This window comes from Nocardia sp. BMG111209 (assembly GCF_000381925.1).
Classification (GTDB): Bacteria; Actinomycetota; Actinomycetes; order Mycobacteriales; family Mycobacteriaceae; genus Nocardia.
Window position 1 is genome coordinate 18,883 of sequence record NZ_KB907310.1, and the last position, 14,289, is coordinate 33,171.

Genomic DNA, 14,289 nt, shown 5'->3' on the forward strand with positions numbered 1-14,289 from the left:
GATCTGGAGGTACGTCATGACCATCGCCGTCACCGGGGCCAGTGGACAGTTGGGCCGTCTCGTCGTGGAGGCGTTGCTGCGGCGGGAGGCGGGGCCGGTCGTCGCGATCGTGCGCGATCTGGACAAGGTCGCCGATCTGGCCGCGCGCGGGGTGGAGGTCCGGCGCGGTGATTACGACGATGTCGAGTCGCTGGATCGGGCGCTGATGGGGGTGCGGCGGTTGCTGCTGGTCTCCGGGAGTGAGCCGGGGAATCGAATTACGCAGCACACCAATGTGATCCGGGCCGCAGAGCGGGCCGGGGTGCAGCTGCTGGCGTACACCGGGATCCTGCGGGCGTCGGAGAGTCCCATGCTGCTCGCGACCGAGCATCGCGGCACCGAGGAGGTGCTCGCCGGGTCGAGCGTGCCACATGTGTTCCTGCGCAACGGCTGGTACTGGGAGAACTATCTGCGCGGGCTGGAACCGGCGCTGGCGACCGGCGTGTTGTACGGCGCCGCGGGCGAGGGCCGCGTGGCCGCCGCGACCCGCGCCGACTATGCGGAGGCGGCGGCCGTGGTGCTGTCGGAGGACGGACATGGCGGTGCGGTCTACGAACTCGGTGGCGACGAGCATCTCACCCTCACCGAGTTGGCTGCCGTCATCTCGGAGGTGTCGGGCAAAACCGTTCGCTATCAAGACCTGTCGGCTGCGGAGTATGCGGAGGCGCTCGAAAAGAACGGAGTTCCGGGCGGTTTCGCGCAGATCCTCGCGGACTCCGATACCGGTCTGCGCAATGGCTGGCTCGACGACAGCACCGGTGATCTGCACAAGTTGATCGGTCGCGCGTCGACGCCGGTCGCCGAGGTGTTCCGGGACGCGTTGGGCAGCTGAGGGGTACGGAGCGGCGGGATGTCCGGTTCGGTTGTGCGGCAATGAGTTCGGCCATGTTCCGGTGATCGGCCGGGTCCCGTACCGGAGCGGTACGGGACCCGGCGGTGATCGCGGGGCCTGGTGAGGTCAGGGGATCAGGACGGTTTTGCCGGGGAGTCGTCCGGTGGTGGCGTCGTCGTGGACGGCGGCCAGGTCGGACAGTGGGCGGCGTTGGGCGACATGGATTTTCAGGTCGCCGGTGTCGACTCGCCGGACCAGTTCGGCGAGTTGGGTGGCGTCGCTGCGGACGAAGACCCGTACCGTGCGTACCCCGCGGCCGGCGTCCTCGGGGGCCGGGGTGGTGGTGCTGACGAATGCTCCGCCGTCGGCGACCAGGTCCACCAGGGCCGCGGTCTCCTCCGGATTGGTGGGGACGAGATTGAGTGCCGCGTCGAATCGTTGTCCGGCCAGGGCCTGCGGGAGCGGGGTGGCGGTGTGGTCGATGATTCGGTCGGCGCCGTAGGCGCGCACGCGGTCGGCGCTGCGGGGACCGGCGGTGGCGGTGACCTGGGCGCCGGCCTGTGCGGCCAGTTGGACGGCGTAGCCGCCTACCGCGCCGCCCGCTCCGTTGATCAGTAGGGTCTGGCCGGGCTGGAGGTCCGCGTGTTCGAACAGTGACTGCCAGGCGGTCAGGGCTGCCGAGGGCAGTGCGGCGGCATCGGCCGGGTTCACGTTCTTCGGTGCGGCGGCGAGGGTTTCGGCCGGTGCCGACGCGTACTCGGCGGCGGCTCCGGGCTCGTTCATCGGGAGGAAAGCCACCACCGCGTCGCCGGTCTGCCAGTCGGTGACGCCCTCGCCGACCTCGGTGATCACCCCGGACATATCGAAGCCCGGGGTGTGCGGGAAGGTCAGCGGGAACACGTCGCGCAGGTAGCCCGCGCGGATCGCGACGTCGACCGGGTTGAACGCGGTCGCGGCCACCCGCACCAGCACTGCGCCCGCGCCGGCCGTCGGACGGTCGGCATCCTCGTGGACCAGGACGTCGCTGTCGCCGTATGCGTGGAAACGTACTGCCTTCATGATTGCTCCTCGTATTCGATCACTGCTTCGAAATCGAAGCATATTGAGGAGAACTTGCTTCGAATCCGAAGCAATGCCCGACTTGGCTGTGATGCTCGTCACTCGCGTGTGATTGTGATGCTTTGAATTCGCAGTACATAGACTGGGGGGATGTCCGAGAGCAGCCCCGCGGCCGAGGGTGTCCAGCCGCTCGGGCCCGCGCAGCTGAACACCTACTTCGTGCTGCTGGAGTCGGTCAGTCTGCTCCAATATCAGCTCGAACAGCAGCTGCGGGCCGAGGGTGGCATCAGCTACGTGCAGTTCGAACTGCTGGCCCGGCTCGCCGATGCGGCCGGTCCGCTGACCATGACCCAGTTGGCGGACGGTGTCGTCTACAGCCGCAGCGGCCTGACCTACCAGGCCGGTCTGCTGGAGAAGGCCGGTCTGATCACTCGCCGGCCCGACTCCGACGACGAGCGCGCGACCGCCGTCACTCTCACCGACGAGGGGCGGGCTCTCATCCAGCGCATCCTGCCCGGCCATGTCGAGCTCGTCCGCCGCCTGCTGTTCGATCCCCTCACCGGCGAGGACCTGCGCCACCTGGGCGACATCATGACGCGGGTCCGCGACCATATGCGGACCCAACCGGCCCGCTCGGCCGCACCGCGTAAACGCCGCCGCGAGAACTGATTCGCGGTCAGGACGCCGGTGTCGCGGTGATGCCGCGGCGGAGGATGGTGAGCAGGCGGTGGGCCTGGTCGTCGTCCACGGTGGCGTGGCCGATTCCGGTGGCGGCGGCGAGGAGATCGGCGATGTCGAGGTCGGGGCGGATCTCGCCGGATTGCTGTGCGCGGGTGAGTAGTTCGGTGGCGGTGGTGCGCATGGTGTCGTGCCACTGCTGGTACAGGGTGGTGCGCTGTCCGTCGGTGTCTTCGGGGATGGCAAGGGGGAGTTCGCGTTTCGTCGCGACGTGGGTGACGAAGGCGTGCAGCCAGGTGAAAAGGGCTTCGGCGGGCGGTGATTCGGTGAGGGTGTGGCCGAGGTCGGACAGGACGGTGACCTCGTCGGCGTAGACGGCGATGACCAGTTCCCGGCGGGTGGGGAAGTGGCGGTACATCGTGGCGTTGCCGACGCCTGCCCGGCGGGCGATCTCGTCCAGGGGAGCGGTCACGCCCAGTTCGCCGAACACCTGCTTGGCGGCGGTCAGTACCAGGTCGTAGTTGCGGCGCGCGTCGGCGCGTCTCGGTCGGTCGGGCACGCCTCTCCTTCGTCGCGGGCACTCTTGTGTAGTGGGGAACTCCCCGGTTAGTCTAACCGGGACATAAACGGGGAGTTCCCCACTTATAGCGAAGGGTTTCGCTCATGACATCGGAAATCGCCGCCGCGGACCGGATCGAGATTCACGAGGTGATCGCGCTGCACGGACATGTGGTCGACGATCGGGACGCCGATCGGCTCGGTGAGGTGTTCGCCGAGGATGTGGTCATGGATGTGGACGGATTCGGTTACGGCACGATCCGTGGCCTGGCCGCGATGCGTGAGGTGGTGCGCACCGCGGTCGCCGCGGAGCATCCGCTCGGGCACCATGTCACCAACATCGTGGTGCTCGGGCCCGAGGGCGACGGGGTGCGGGCCCGGTCGAAGGGGCTGGCGATCGGGGCCGACGGTTCGGCGGGCACGTGCATCTATGAGGACGTGCTCCGGCGGGGGCCGCAGGGCTGGCGCATCGGGTATCGGAAGGTGGTGGCGCGCAAGCACCCTCAGTGATCGGTCTGGATGCGCAGGGCGGTGATGGTGCTGGCGAGGCCCTCGTATTGGTTTGCCAGCAGGACGATTTCGATCAGGCGGCGCTCGTCGTAGTGGGTGGCCAGCGCCTGCCAGGTCGCGTCGTCCAGGTCGCGGGTCTCGACGAGCCGGTCGACGGCGGTGAGCAGGGCGCGTTCCCGGTCGGACCAGCCTGCGGCCGTGGGGCCCTCGCGCAGGCGGTCCAGGATCTCCTGGGTGACGCCGGCCCGTTTGCCCAGGCGGATGTGGTGGTCGGTCTCGTATTCGCAGTGCCGCAGGTGAGCGACGCGCAGGATCACCAATTCGGTGTCGTAGCGGCGCAATCGGCCGCCGGGCATCAGCTTGCCCGAATAGTGTAGCCAGCCCCGGAACAGGCCGCCGGTGCGGCCGAGGGTGCTGAACAGGTGAGCGTCGGGGGTGCCGGCGGCCCGCGAGAGCGCCTGCCAGGCAAGCCAGTTGACGGGGCCCAGCTCGCGTAGCCGGCCCGGTGCGATCCGCGGCGCTGTCGACTCCATAGGGCCACCGTAACAAAACGGGGTCGCGCGGCGGCCGCTGTGGACCGGCGATTCGGTGGGTTCGTCGCAGGGAGCACTCGCCGCGCAAACCTCGCGGACGACCCGGCGATACGTTTCCGGCATACCATTGGACGGTTCATCCGCTCGAAACATCGGCAATGCAACCGTCACGGGCGGACATCGGCGCGTTATCCAGGGTCATTCTCGCGCAACACAATCCACCTAATCTTCGTCGCACGGATACAAACGCTGTATACAACGGGCCGGTATACCGATAACGGCCGGAGGGCGGCGAGCGTGTCCGGGCGGCGCACGCGCGCCGCCGAGCACCTGATGAAGTGAGAAGGGTCCGCCCATGTCAGTTTCTCGTGACGCTCGTCGCGGTCACGTTCGCCGCGCTGCCCGATTGCTCGCGGTGCCGACGGCACTCGCGCTGTCGGCAGTGCTGGTGGCCGGTTGCGGTAGCAAGGACGATGCCGGTTCCGGCGAGGCCGCCAAGTCCTGCGTGGACACCTCGAAGGACACCGTCAAGATCGGTTCGCTGCACTCGCTCACCGGCACCATGTCCATCTCCGAGGTGACCGTGGCCAACTCCACCAAGTTGGCGGTGGACCAGATCAACGCCGCGGGCGGGGTACTGGGCAAGAAGCTCCAGATCGTCGCCGAGGACGGCGCGTCGGACCCGAAGACCTTCGCCGAGAAGGCCGAGAAACTCGTCAGCTCCGACTGTGTCGCAGCCGTTTTCGGTGGTTGGACCTCGGCCAGCCGCAAGGCGATGAAGCCGAAGTTCGAGGCGCTGAACTCGCTGCTGTTCTACCCGGTGCAGTACGAGGGCCTGGAGGACAGCAAGAACATCTTCTACACCGGCGCCACCACCAACCAGCAGATCGTGCCGGCGCTGGACTATCTGAAGCAGAAGGGCATCAAGTCCCTCTACCTGGTCGGCAGCGACTACGTGTTCCCGCAGACCGCCAATCGCGAGATCAAGGCGTACGCGGCGGCCAACGGTATCGAGATCAAGGGCGAGGACTACGCGCCGCTGGGCTCGACCGACTTCTCCACCATCGTCAACAAGGTGCGTAATGCCAAGGCGGGAGCGGTGTTCAACACCCTCAACGGTGACTCCAATGTCGCCTTCTTCCGCGAGTACGGCAACGCCGGGCTGAAAGCCGCTGATATGCCGGTGGTTTCGGTGTCCATCGCGGAGGAGGAGGCCGCGGGTATCGGCCCGCAGTTCCTGGCCGGGCAGCTGACCGCCTGGAACTACTACGAAACCCTGGACACCCCGCAGAACAAGGCCTTCGTCACGGCGTACCAGGCCGCGGTCGGGGCGGGCAAGCCCACCTCCGACCCGATGGAGGCCGCGTACACCTCCGTGTACCTGTGGAAGAACATGGTCGAGAAGGCGAAGTCGTTCGCCGTCGCCGATATCCAGAAGGCCGCCGACGGAGTCACTTTCGACGCCCCCGAGGGCATGGTGACCGTCAACGGCAGCAACCACCACATCACCAAGACCGCCCGGATCGGTGAGATCCACCCGGACGGCCTGATCTACACGGTGTGGGATTCCGGCAAGCCGATCACCCCGGACCCGTACCTGACGTCCTACGACTGGGCCAAGGGCCTGAAGTAACCGACAGCCGTCGATGAGGGGCGGTGTGGGGTCGCCGGCACGTCCGGCGGCCCCTCACCGGAACAGTAGTGAAATCGAGGTATCCCCAATGGAAGTGGCGATCGGACAGCTCTTCACCGGGTTGAGTCTGGGCTCCGTTCTGTTGCTGGCCGCGCTGGGTCTGTCGCTGACGTTCGGGCAGATGGGCGTCATCAACATGGCGCACGGCGAATTCATCATGGCCGGCTGCTACACCACCTATGTCGTCGAACAGGTCGTCCACGCGACCGGTGTCGCGCTGATCGTTGCCCTGCCGGTGGGCTTCCTGGTCGGCGGGATACTCGGTGCCGTACTGGAAATGGCGCTGATCCGCTGGATGTACGACCGGCCGATGGACACCCTGCTGGTGACCTTCGGCGTCGGGCTGATCCTGCAACAGGTGGTGCGCAACATCTTCGGCGCCCCGGCGAAGAACGTCGTGGTGCCGCACTGGCTCACCGGCGGTCTGAGTATTGCCGGAACCGTGGTGCCCAAGACCCGGATCTTCATTCTCGTGCTGGCGATCGTCGTGGTGGCGGTGCTCGCCGTCGTGCTGAAGGTCACCCCGCTGGGACGGCGGATCCGGGCGGTGGTGCAGAACCGCAGCCTCGCCGAAACCAGCGGCGTCTCCAGCAGATTGACCGATGTGAGCACGTTCTTCATCGGGTCCGGGCTGGCCGCGCTGGCCGGGGTGGCGCTGACCCTGATCGGGTCGACCAGCCCCACCATCGGGCAGAGCTACATCGTCGACGCCTTTCTCGTCGTGGTCATCGGCGGACTGGGGCAGATCAAGGGCACCGTGCTCGCGGCCTTCGGTCTGGGACTGCTGAATTCGTTCATCGAGTACTCGACCACCGCCTCGGTCGCGAAGGTGATCGTCTTCGTGCTGATCGTGATCTTCCTGCAGGTACGCCCGCAGGGGTTGTTCACCGTCCGGACCAGGAGCCTGGCATGAGTGTGCTGCGGAATCCGTTGTTGCGCACGGTGGGCGGGTTCGTACTCGCCGCGGTCGTGCTGTTCGTGGTGGCGCCGGCGGCCCTGAGCAACTTCCGGCTCAATCTGCTGGCGAAGTTCCTGTGCTTCGCGATCGTCGCGGTCGGGATCGGATTGGCTTGGGGCCGTGGCGGAATGCTCACCCTCGGCCAGGGTGTGTTCTTCGGTATCGGCGCGTATCTGATGGCGATGCATCTGCAACTCGCCGATGCGGCCCGGACGCACCAGGAGGTACCGGATTTCATGCAGATCTCCGGCATCTCCACGCTGCCGGCGTACTGGCGGCCGATGGCCTCGGGGCCGGTGGCGATCCTCGCGATCCTGATCCTGCCGGGGCTGGCCGCGGCGTTGCTCGGCTTCGGCGTGTTCAAGCGGCGGGTGAAGGGCGCGTACTTCTCGATCCTGTCGCAGGCGCTGGTCGCGGCGCTGGCGATCCTGCTCACCGGACAGCAGTCCATCGGCGGGTTCACCGGGCTCAGTGACTTCCGGGCCTTCTTCGGATTCCGGCTCAGCGATCCGGTGAACCGGCGGATGCTGTTCTTCATCGCCGCGGCGGCGTTGCTGATCGTGGTGGCCATCGCGCGGCAGCTGATGCACAGCCGGTACGGGGAGCTGCTGGTCGCGGTGCGCGATCAGGAGGAACGGGTGCGCTTCCTCGGCTACGATCCGGCGAATATCAAGATCGTCGCGTATGTGGTGGCGGCCTTCTTCGCCGGTATCGCGGGGGCGCTGTTCACGCCGATCGTCGGCATCATCTCGCCGGCCGATATCGGGGTGGTGCCCTCGATCGTCTTCCTCATCGGTGTCGCCATCGGCGGTCGCACCACGCTGCTCGGCCCGGTCCTGGGCGCGATCGGCGTGGCGTGGGCGCAGACCACCTTCTCCGAGCACTTCCCCTCGGGCTGGACCTATCTCCAGGGGGCGCTGTTCGTCCTGGTGGTCGGCTTCGTTCCGGCCGGGCTGGCGGGCTTCGGGCCGTTGCTGAAGGGGCTGCTGGAGCGGGTGCGGCCCGGTATCGCGGAATCCGTACCGGTACCGCTGCCGGTCGCGACGACTCCGTCGCCGATCGAATCCGCTGATCCCACGAAGGTGGAGGCATGATGAGCGACGAGCCCGATTCCACTCCGGTTGCTGCCGAAACCGCCGCTGCGGAAACGGTTTCGGCTGACGCTGCCGCAGCCGAGCCTGCCGTGGCCGAGTCCGCGGCGGCCGAGCCCGATGTGGCCGAGCCTGCCGTGGCCGAGCCTGCGGCGGCGGAGTCCGATGTAGCCGAGTCTGCCGTGGCGAAGTCCGATGTGGCAGAGCCTGTCGTGGACGAGCCCGCTCCGGCGGCCGAGACCGTGCCGGCCTCCCGGATGGGCGAGACCGAATACCTCGAGATCCGCGGTCTGTCGGTGAGTTTCGACGGGTTCAAGGCGGTGACCGACGTCGATCTGACCGTCCTGCAAGGGGATCTGCGATTTCTCATCGGGCCCAACGGGGCCGGTAAGACGACGCTGATCGACGCGATCACCGGGCTGGTTCCGGCGAGCGGGTCGGCGCAGAAGTCCGGTTCGGAACTGCTGGGCCGCAAGGTGCACGAGATCGCGCGGCTCGGGGTCGGCCGGACCTTCCAGACCGCGAGCGTCTTCGAGCAGTTGACGGTGTTGCAGAATCTCGATATCGCCGCGGGCGCGGGGCGTTCCGCGCTCACGCTGTTGCGGCGCCGGCGATCGGTGCTGCCGAGTATCGAGGCGGCGCTGGAGACGACCGGACTGGAAGCGTTGCGGGACAAGCCCGCCGGGGTGCTCGCGCACGGCCAGAAGCAGTGGCTCGAGATCGGGATGCTGCTGGTGCAGAACGCCTCGGTGCTGTTGCTGGACGAACCGGTGGCGGGCATGAGTACCGAGGAGCGCGAGGAGACCGGAAATCTGTTGCGCCGCATCGGATCCGATCGAGTGGTGATCGTGGTCGAACACGATATGGATTTCATGCGCGCGTTCGCGAATTCGGTGACGGTCCTGGCCGGTGGCCGCGTGCTCAGTGAGGGCACCGTGGAGCAGGTCCAGGCCGATCACAAGGTGCAGGAGGTCTACCTCGGCACCGCCGCCGCCGGGGACATCTACGCCGAGACCGAGGAGCCCGTCGATGCTGGAACTCGTTGACGTCCATGCCGGATACGGCCGCACCGAGGTGATCCACGGTGTGTCGCTGACCGTTCCGGACGACGGGGTCGCCGCGATCATGGGGCACAACGGCGCCGGCAAGACCACGCTGCTGCGCGCGGTGGTGGGACTGCTGCCCGTGCGGTCCGGGCAGATCCGGTTCGACGGCGAGGTGATCTCGAAACTGTCCCCGTCGCGGCGGGTGCGCCGCGGTATCGCCTATGTGCCACAGGGGCAGCAGTCGTTCCCGCAGCTCAGCACCGCGGAGAATCTACAGGTGGTCGCCGACGGCCGCCGCAACGGCAAGGCGCTGATCGACGACGCGCTGGAGCTGTTCCCGGCGCTGCGGGAGTTGTTGTCCCGCAAGGCGGGCCTGCTGTCCGGCGGCCAGCGGCAGCAGCTCGCCATCGCGCGGGCGCTGATCACCGAGCCGCGGCTGCTGATCCTGGACGAGCCGACCGAGGGTATCCAGCCCTCGGTGGTGGCCGAGATCGAGCGCACCGTCATCGATCTCACGCAGCGGACCACCGGCGGTAAGGGCCGCCTGAGCGTGCTGCTGGTGGAGCAGCACATCGGATTCGCGTTGCAGGCGGCGCAGCAGTACTACGTGCTGCGGTCGGGGCGCGTCTCCTCCTCCGGTGCGGGCGGTGCCGACGCCGCCACCGAGGTCCGTGCGGCCATGGCGATCTGATCCGGATTCGCGGATGCCGCGCAAGGGGCGAAACTCGTTGAGCGAGAAGGTTTACCGCTCGCTGCTCCGAGACCTGTCCGCGGGGGTGATCGTGCCCTCGGAACGCCTGGCCGAGGAACGTCTCGCCGACATCTACGGCGTCTCGCGTACTCCGGTGCGCGAGGCGCTGGCGCGGTTGCTCGCCGACGGGCTGCTGGAGCGGCATGCCGACGGCCTCTACCCCTACCGGCCGCGCCTGGATCAGCTGGCGGATCTGTTCGAGCTGCGAATAATCCTGGAGGCCAGGGGAATCCAACGGGTCATCGCCGGGAATTCGACCCACGACCTGGTCGCGATCCAGCGCGAGCTGGACCTGTGGCGCACTCGCCTGGCCGATCCGCCCGACCCCGGCCCGGAGCTGGTCGTGGCGGACGAACAATTCCACGCCACGCTGCTGGCGGCCGCGGGCAACGCCTCGCTGGTCGAGGCGCTCGCCACGGTCCACGCCCGGGTCCGGCCGCTGCGCGCCCTGGACGTGCCCGCCGCCGACCGCATCGCGACCATGACCACCGAGCACATCCGGATCGCCGAACACCTGCTGGCGGGTGAACTGGACACCGCCCTGGTGGCGCTGCTCGCGCACATCACCGGTTCCCGGGACCACGTGCTGGCGCGCGCCCGGCAGGCGCTCGCGTTCACCCGCCTCGGCCAGGCCGTCCGCGACTGATTCGGCCCGCCGAGCTCAGCGGAGCACGTACGGCGAGATGGAGCTGCGGTGCTCGCTGATGTCGAGCGATTTGCCCAGCGGCGGGAAGGCGCGCTGCGGGCAGTTGGCGCGCTCGCAGACCCGGCAGCCCGCGCCGATCGGGGTGGCCTTCGGCTCGACCAGATCCAGGCCGTCGGCGTACACCACCCGATTGGCATGTCGCAGTTCGCATCCCAGGCCGATCGCGAAGGTCTTGCTGGGCTCGCCGTAGCGGGTGGCGCGGCGCTCCACGGTCCGCGCGATCCACAGATAGTTGCGGCCGTCGGGCATCTGGGCGATCTGGGTCATGATCCGGCCCGGATAGGCGAAGGTCTCGTACACATTCCACAGCGGGCAGGTGCCGCCCGCGGAGGAGAAATGGAATCCGGTGGCGGACTGGCGTTTCGACATATTTCCCGCGCGGTCCACCCGCACGAACGAGAACGGCACGCCGCGCAGTTTGGGCCGTTGCAGCGTCGACAGCCGATGGCAGATGGTCTCGTAACTCTGCATGAAGAAGGAGGACAATCGCTCTATGTCGTAACGGAAATCCTCGGCCACCTCGTGGAATTGGCTGTACGGCAGCACGATTGCGGCGGCGAAGTAATTGGCCAGGCCCAGCCGGGCCAGCCGCCGGGTGTCCTCGGAGACGAAATTGGCCTCGTCGACCAATTTCTCGATCAGCCCGCCCTGTTCGAGATAGGCCAGTTCGGCGGCGAGTTTGAACACCCGCTGACCACCGGACAGGTGCGGGGCGATCTCCAGCCGCCGCAACCCGGGATCGAAGCGGTGCAGGACGCCCTCGCCGAGGTCGATGCGCTCGACGATCTGCACCCCGTGCGCGGTGTCGAGCCGGCGGGCGATCTCGCGGGCGACGTCGCCGCCGTGGAAACGCATCCGCACGGCGAGTTCCTCGGCGGCCGTATCCAGTTCGTGGATGTAGTTCTGCCGCTGATAGAAGAAGTCGCGGACCTCCTCGTGCGGCCGGGAGATGGAACCGGTGCCGCTGCCGTCGGCGAATCGGTCCTCGGTGGCCGCGGCGAGCTGGGCGGTCGTGTTGCGGTAGCGCCGGTGCATGTTGACCATGGCGCGGGCCAGGCCCGGATGCGCGGAGACCATATCGGCGACCTCCTGGGCGTCGGCCTCGATACCGAGCTCCTGATCCATCACCACCTCCTGCAGCTCCGCGACCAGGCGGGTGTCGTCCTGCGAGGAGAAGAAGGTGGGATCGACGCCGAACACCTCGCTGATGCGCAGCAGGACCGGCACGGTGAGCGGCCGCACATCGTGCTCGATCTGATTCAGGTAGCTCGCCGATATCTCCAGTTGTTTGGCGAGCAGGACCTGACTCAGCCCTCGTTCGGTGCGCAGCTGACGTAATCGCGCGCCGACATAAGTTTTGGCCATTCGCCCAGTTTATGGAGGATTTCGCACGCTTGCCAACTGATCAATTAACAAAATGGTGCGCAAGATGTCACATCAACGATCCGGCGGCCACGCCGACGCCGGTTCCGCGGTACCTGTCGGTCCCTGCCGTTACGGTCGACACATGCTGCTCTCGGAGGTGGTGACGGCCTCGGCGGACGTCCGGGCGACCCGGTCGCGGAAGGCGAAGATCGCGACGCTGGCCGCCCTCGTCGGCCGCGCCGGGCCGGAGGCGGCCGCCCAGGTCGTGGCCTGGGTGTCCGGGGAGCTGCCGCAGGGCCGGATCGGCACCGGGTGGCGCACGCTGGCGGCGGTCGAGGCCGATCCGGCCACCCCGGCCGCCTCGGGGACGCTCACCGTCGCCACGGTCGACGCCACCCTCACCGAACTCGCCGGCACCAACGGCGCCGGATCGGCGGCCCGCCGCCGCGAGCTGCTGGGCACGCTGCTGTCGGCGGCCACGGCGGCCGAGCGCGAGTTCCTCATCCGGCTGCTGACCGGTGAGCTGCGGCAGGGCGCGCTCGCGGCGATCGTCGCGGAGGCGGTCGCGGTCGCCGCCGGCGTGCCGGTCGACGCGGTGCGCCGGGCCGCCATGCTGTCCGGGCGGCTGCCGGTCACGGCGGTGGCCGCGCTCACCGGCGGGGAGGCGGCGCTGGCCGAGTTCCGGCTCGAGGTGGGGCGGCCGATCCAGCCCATGCTGGCCTCGCCCGGCGCCACCCTCGACGACGCGCTGGCCGAGTTCGACGGCGACGTCAGCGTCGAGCACAAACTCGACGGCGCCCGAATTCAGGTGCACCGCAAGGGTTCCCGGGTCTGGGTGTTCACCCGGACGCTGCGCGACATCACCGCCGGGGTGCCGGAGCTGGTGCGGCTGGTGGCCGAATTGCCCTGTGAGAGCGTGGTACTCGACGGGGAGACCCTGGCGCTCACCGATGCCGGCCGCCCGCGTCCGTTCCAGGAGACGATGAGCCGCTTCGCCACCGTGGAGCCCGGCGCCGCAGCCGAGATCACCTCCACGCGGGATCTGTTGCTGCATCCGTATTTCTTCGACTGCCTGCACCTGGACGGCATCGACTTCCTCGACTCCCCGCTGCGCGAGCGGCGGGCGGCGCTGCTGCGGGTGGCGCGGCGGCACACCATTCCGGCGCTGGTCGATCCCGATGCCGAATCCGCCGCCGAATACTTCGACGGCGCGCTGGCCTCGGGCCACGAGGGCATCATGGTCAAATCGCTGGCCGCACCCTACGCGGCGGGGCGCCGTGGCCGCGCCTGGCAGAAGATCAAGCCCACGCACACCCTGGATCTGGTGGTACTCGGCGCCGAGTGGGGATACGGCCGCCGCACCGGATATCTGTCGAATCTGCATCTGGGCGCCCGCGATCCGGGCGGCGGCGAGCCGATCATGGTCGGCAAGACGTTCAAGGGCCTCACCGATGCGCTGTTGCAGTGGCAGACCAACGAATTCCCGCAGCACGAGCGGGCCCGGGATCAGCACACGGTATATCTGTGGCCGGAGCTGGTCGTCGAGATCGCGCTCGACGGTGTGCAGATCAGCCCGCGCTATCCCGGTGGCGTCGCGCTGCGGTTCGCCCGGGTGGTGCGATATCGCCCCGACAAGGACCTCACCGGCGTGGACACCATCGACGCCGTGCGGGCACTGCTGCCCGAGGGGCTCGCGGCCGTCCATGCGCAGCCCAGCGGGGAGTAAAAGTGCAGTAAAACTACACGTTTCGGGCATCAGCGACTGCCAGGTACTTCACAGGCGTATCCACGGACTCGTTGAGGTTCCGCGCGCAGGATGAGAGGCGTCGGGCAACCGACACGGATCAACTGCCCTGATCCGCCATCCCCAAAAGCCGGCGAACTGTCCATCCCTCGCCAGACAGCCGGCAACTCGAGGGCCGCCGACGACACCGTCCTTCCTCATCCGGTGCGCCGGCGGCCCCCGGCGTTCACACCGGAATCAGTGCTCGTATTCGTGTGGCCCGCGGTCGTATTCGTGATGACCGCTGAAATCGGGCAACCGGCAGACGCCGGTCGAGACCTCGGTGGCCAGATCCTCGTAGGCCACCGCCAATTCCGAGAGCCGGCGCCAGGCGTCGTGCACCATCCATTCGGGCGAGCCGAGCAGTGTCGAATAGGCCTGGGCCGAGAACTGGGCGAGCCGATCGATCACGGTGCCGACGGTCTCGGTGTGCATGCGGGCGCCTCCGTGCGCCGTGGGTAACTCCCGGGCCACCCACCGATCGATGGCGTGCACCAGCCGGGCGCGGTCGTGGTCGATCTCGGTCACGGTGCCCGGCGCGGCGGCCATGCGCTGCTCGTGCAGCTCGGCCAGGCGGCAGGCGCAGCGCAACACGAAGTGTGCGTCTGGGCCCTGCTCGACCGGCAGGCCACGGCAGGCATCCAGGAGGCGGTGTTTCGGTGGGAGGGGTTCCACGGGTGCTGATGA

The 14,289-nt window shown here is 68.1% G+C and carries 15 protein-coding genes; 10 read left to right on the forward strand and 5 right to left on the reverse strand.

Annotated elements, in window-relative coordinates:
• The first annotated feature begins 16 nt into the window (after positions 1-16).
• Positions 17-871, forward strand: coding sequence for an SDR family oxidoreductase (locus G361_RS0138365; RefSeq protein WP_019932457.1), 855 nt, complete (start codon positions 17-19; stop codon positions 869-871).
• 126 nt (positions 872-997) lie between these two features.
• Here the strand turns inward: G361_RS0138365 and G361_RS0138370 are convergent, their stop codons facing one another.
• Positions 998-1,930, reverse strand: coding sequence for an NADP-dependent oxidoreductase (locus G361_RS0138370; protein ID WP_019932458.1), 933 nt, complete (start codon positions 1,928-1,930; stop codon positions 998-1,000).
• 150 nt (positions 1,931-2,080) lie between these two features.
• Between G361_RS0138370 and G361_RS0138375 the strand changes: the two genes are divergently transcribed.
• Positions 2,081-2,599, forward strand: coding sequence for a MarR family winged helix-turn-helix transcriptional regulator (locus tag G361_RS0138375; RefSeq protein WP_019932459.1), 519 nt, complete (start codon positions 2,081-2,083; stop codon positions 2,597-2,599).
• A gap of 7 nt (positions 2,600-2,606) precedes the next feature.
• On the opposite strand, the gene G361_RS0138380 is transcribed toward G361_RS0138375, so the two are convergent.
• Positions 2,607-3,167, reverse strand: coding sequence for a TetR/AcrR family transcriptional regulator (locus G361_RS0138380; RefSeq protein WP_019932460.1), 561 nt, complete (start codon positions 3,165-3,167; stop codon positions 2,607-2,609).
• 104 nt (positions 3,168-3,271) lie between these two features.
• Between G361_RS0138380 and G361_RS0138385 the strand changes: the two genes are divergently transcribed.
• A complete protein-coding gene (locus G361_RS0138385; protein ID WP_019932461.1) occupies positions 3,272-3,676 on the forward strand; it encodes a nuclear transport factor 2 family protein in 405 nt (134 codons plus the stop codon).
• Here the strand turns inward: G361_RS0138385 and G361_RS0138390 are convergent.
• Positions 3,670-4,209, reverse strand: coding sequence for a carboxymuconolactone decarboxylase family protein (locus G361_RS0138390; protein ID WP_019932462.1), 540 nt, complete (start codon positions 4,207-4,209; stop codon positions 3,670-3,672). The genes G361_RS0138385 and G361_RS0138390 overlap by 7 nt on opposite strands.
• Before the next feature lie 355 nt (positions 4,210-4,564).
• Here G361_RS0138390 and urtA point away from each other — a divergent pair, with 355 nt between their 5' ends.
• The 6 genes from urtA (at position 4,565) to G361_RS0138420 (ending at position 10,394) form a co-directional block, all read left to right on the forward strand.
• Complete coding sequence (gene urtA / locus G361_RS0138395) at positions 4,565-5,842, forward strand: urea ABC transporter substrate-binding protein (protein WP_036496573.1); 1,278 nt, start codon at positions 4,565-4,567, stop codon at positions 5,840-5,842.
• 88 nt (positions 5,843-5,930) lie between these two features.
• Positions 5,931-6,815, forward strand: coding sequence for an urea ABC transporter permease subunit UrtB (urtB, locus tag G361_RS0138400; RefSeq protein WP_019932464.1), 885 nt, complete (start codon positions 5,931-5,933; stop codon positions 6,813-6,815).
• Entirely contained in the window at positions 6,812-7,954 is a 1,143-nt protein-coding gene (gene urtC, locus G361_RS0138405) for an urea ABC transporter permease subunit UrtC (protein WP_019932465.1), read from the forward strand. Before urtB ends, urtC begins: the two co-directional genes overlap by 4 nt.
• A gap of 254 nt (positions 7,955-8,208) precedes the next feature.
• Positions 8,209-8,997 (forward strand): urea ABC transporter ATP-binding protein UrtD, encoded by a 789-nt coding sequence (urtD, locus tag G361_RS0138410; RefSeq protein WP_052173023.1) that lies wholly within the window; start codon positions 8,209-8,211, stop codon positions 8,995-8,997.
• Positions 8,981-9,688 carry an urea ABC transporter ATP-binding subunit UrtE gene (gene urtE / locus G361_RS0138415; RefSeq protein WP_019932467.1) on the forward strand — a complete coding sequence of 236 codons (708 nt, stop codon included), beginning with the start codon at positions 8,981-8,983 and terminating at the stop codon, positions 9,686-9,688. The genes urtD and urtE overlap by 17 nt, the downstream gene beginning before the upstream one ends.
• Positions 9,689-9,701: 13 nt before the next feature.
• Positions 9,702-10,394, forward strand: coding sequence for a GntR family transcriptional regulator (locus G361_RS0138420; protein ID WP_019932468.1), 693 nt, complete (start codon positions 9,702-9,704; stop codon positions 10,392-10,394).
• A gap of 15 nt (positions 10,395-10,409) precedes the next feature.
• Here the strand turns inward: G361_RS0138420 and ramB are convergent, their stop codons facing one another.
• Positions 10,410-11,819, reverse strand: coding sequence for an acetate metabolism transcriptional regulator RamB (ramB, locus tag G361_RS0138425; protein WP_019932469.1), 1,410 nt, complete (start codon positions 11,817-11,819; stop codon positions 10,410-10,412).
• A gap of 142 nt (positions 11,820-11,961) precedes the next feature.
• Here ramB and G361_RS0138430 point away from each other — a divergent pair, with 142 nt between their 5' ends.
• A complete protein-coding gene (locus G361_RS0138430; protein ID WP_019932470.1) occupies positions 11,962-13,545 on the forward strand; it encodes an ATP-dependent DNA ligase in 1,584 nt (527 codons plus the stop codon).
• A 255-nt stretch (positions 13,546-13,800) separates the two neighbouring features.
• Here G361_RS0138430 and G361_RS0138435 read toward each other — a convergent pair whose 3' ends face one another.
• A complete protein-coding gene (locus tag G361_RS0138435; protein WP_019932471.1) occupies positions 13,801-14,277 on the reverse strand; it encodes a DUF4254 domain-containing protein in 477 nt (158 codons plus the stop codon).
• Between the last annotated feature and the right edge of the window lie 12 nt (positions 14,278-14,289).

Bases quoted from the DNA above. Each gene is read 5' to 3' on its own strand.
- G361_RS0138365 (WP_019932457.1), top strand. From the start codon at position 17: ATGACCATCGCCGTCACCGGGGCCAGTGGACAGTTGGGCCGTCTCGTC.
- G361_RS0138370 (WP_019932458.1), bottom strand. From the start codon at position 1,930: ATGAAGGCAGTACGTTTCCACGCATACGGCGACAGCGACGTCCTGGTC.
- G361_RS0138375 (WP_019932459.1), top strand. From the start codon at position 2,081: ATGTCCGAGAGCAGCCCCGCGGCCGAGGGTGTCCAGCCGCTCGGGCCC.
- G361_RS0138385 (WP_019932461.1), top strand. From the start codon at position 3,272: ATGACATCGGAAATCGCCGCCGCGGACCGGATCGAGATTCACGAGGTG.
- G361_RS0138390 (WP_019932462.1), bottom strand. From the start codon at position 4,209: ATGGAGTCGACAGCGCCGCGGATCGCACCGGGCCGGCTACGCGAGCTG.
- urtA (WP_036496573.1), top strand. From the start codon at position 4,565: ATGTCAGTTTCTCGTGACGCTCGTCGCGGTCACGTTCGCCGCGCTGCC.
- urtB (WP_019932464.1), top strand. From the start codon at position 5,931: ATGGAAGTGGCGATCGGACAGCTCTTCACCGGGTTGAGTCTGGGCTCC.
- urtC (WP_019932465.1), top strand. From the start codon at position 6,812: ATGAGTGTGCTGCGGAATCCGTTGTTGCGCACGGTGGGCGGGTTCGTA.
- urtD (WP_052173023.1), top strand. From the start codon at position 8,209: ATGGGCGAGACCGAATACCTCGAGATCCGCGGTCTGTCGGTGAGTTTC.
- urtE (WP_019932467.1), top strand. From the start codon at position 8,981: ATGCTGGAACTCGTTGACGTCCATGCCGGATACGGCCGCACCGAGGTG.
- G361_RS0138420 (WP_019932468.1), top strand. From the start codon at position 9,702: ATGCCGCGCAAGGGGCGAAACTCGTTGAGCGAGAAGGTTTACCGCTCG.
- ramB (WP_019932469.1), bottom strand. From the start codon at position 11,819: ATGGCCAAAACTTATGTCGGCGCGCGATTACGTCAGCTGCGCACCGAA.
- G361_RS0138430 (WP_019932470.1), top strand. From the start codon at position 11,962: ATGCTGCTCTCGGAGGTGGTGACGGCCTCGGCGGACGTCCGGGCGACC.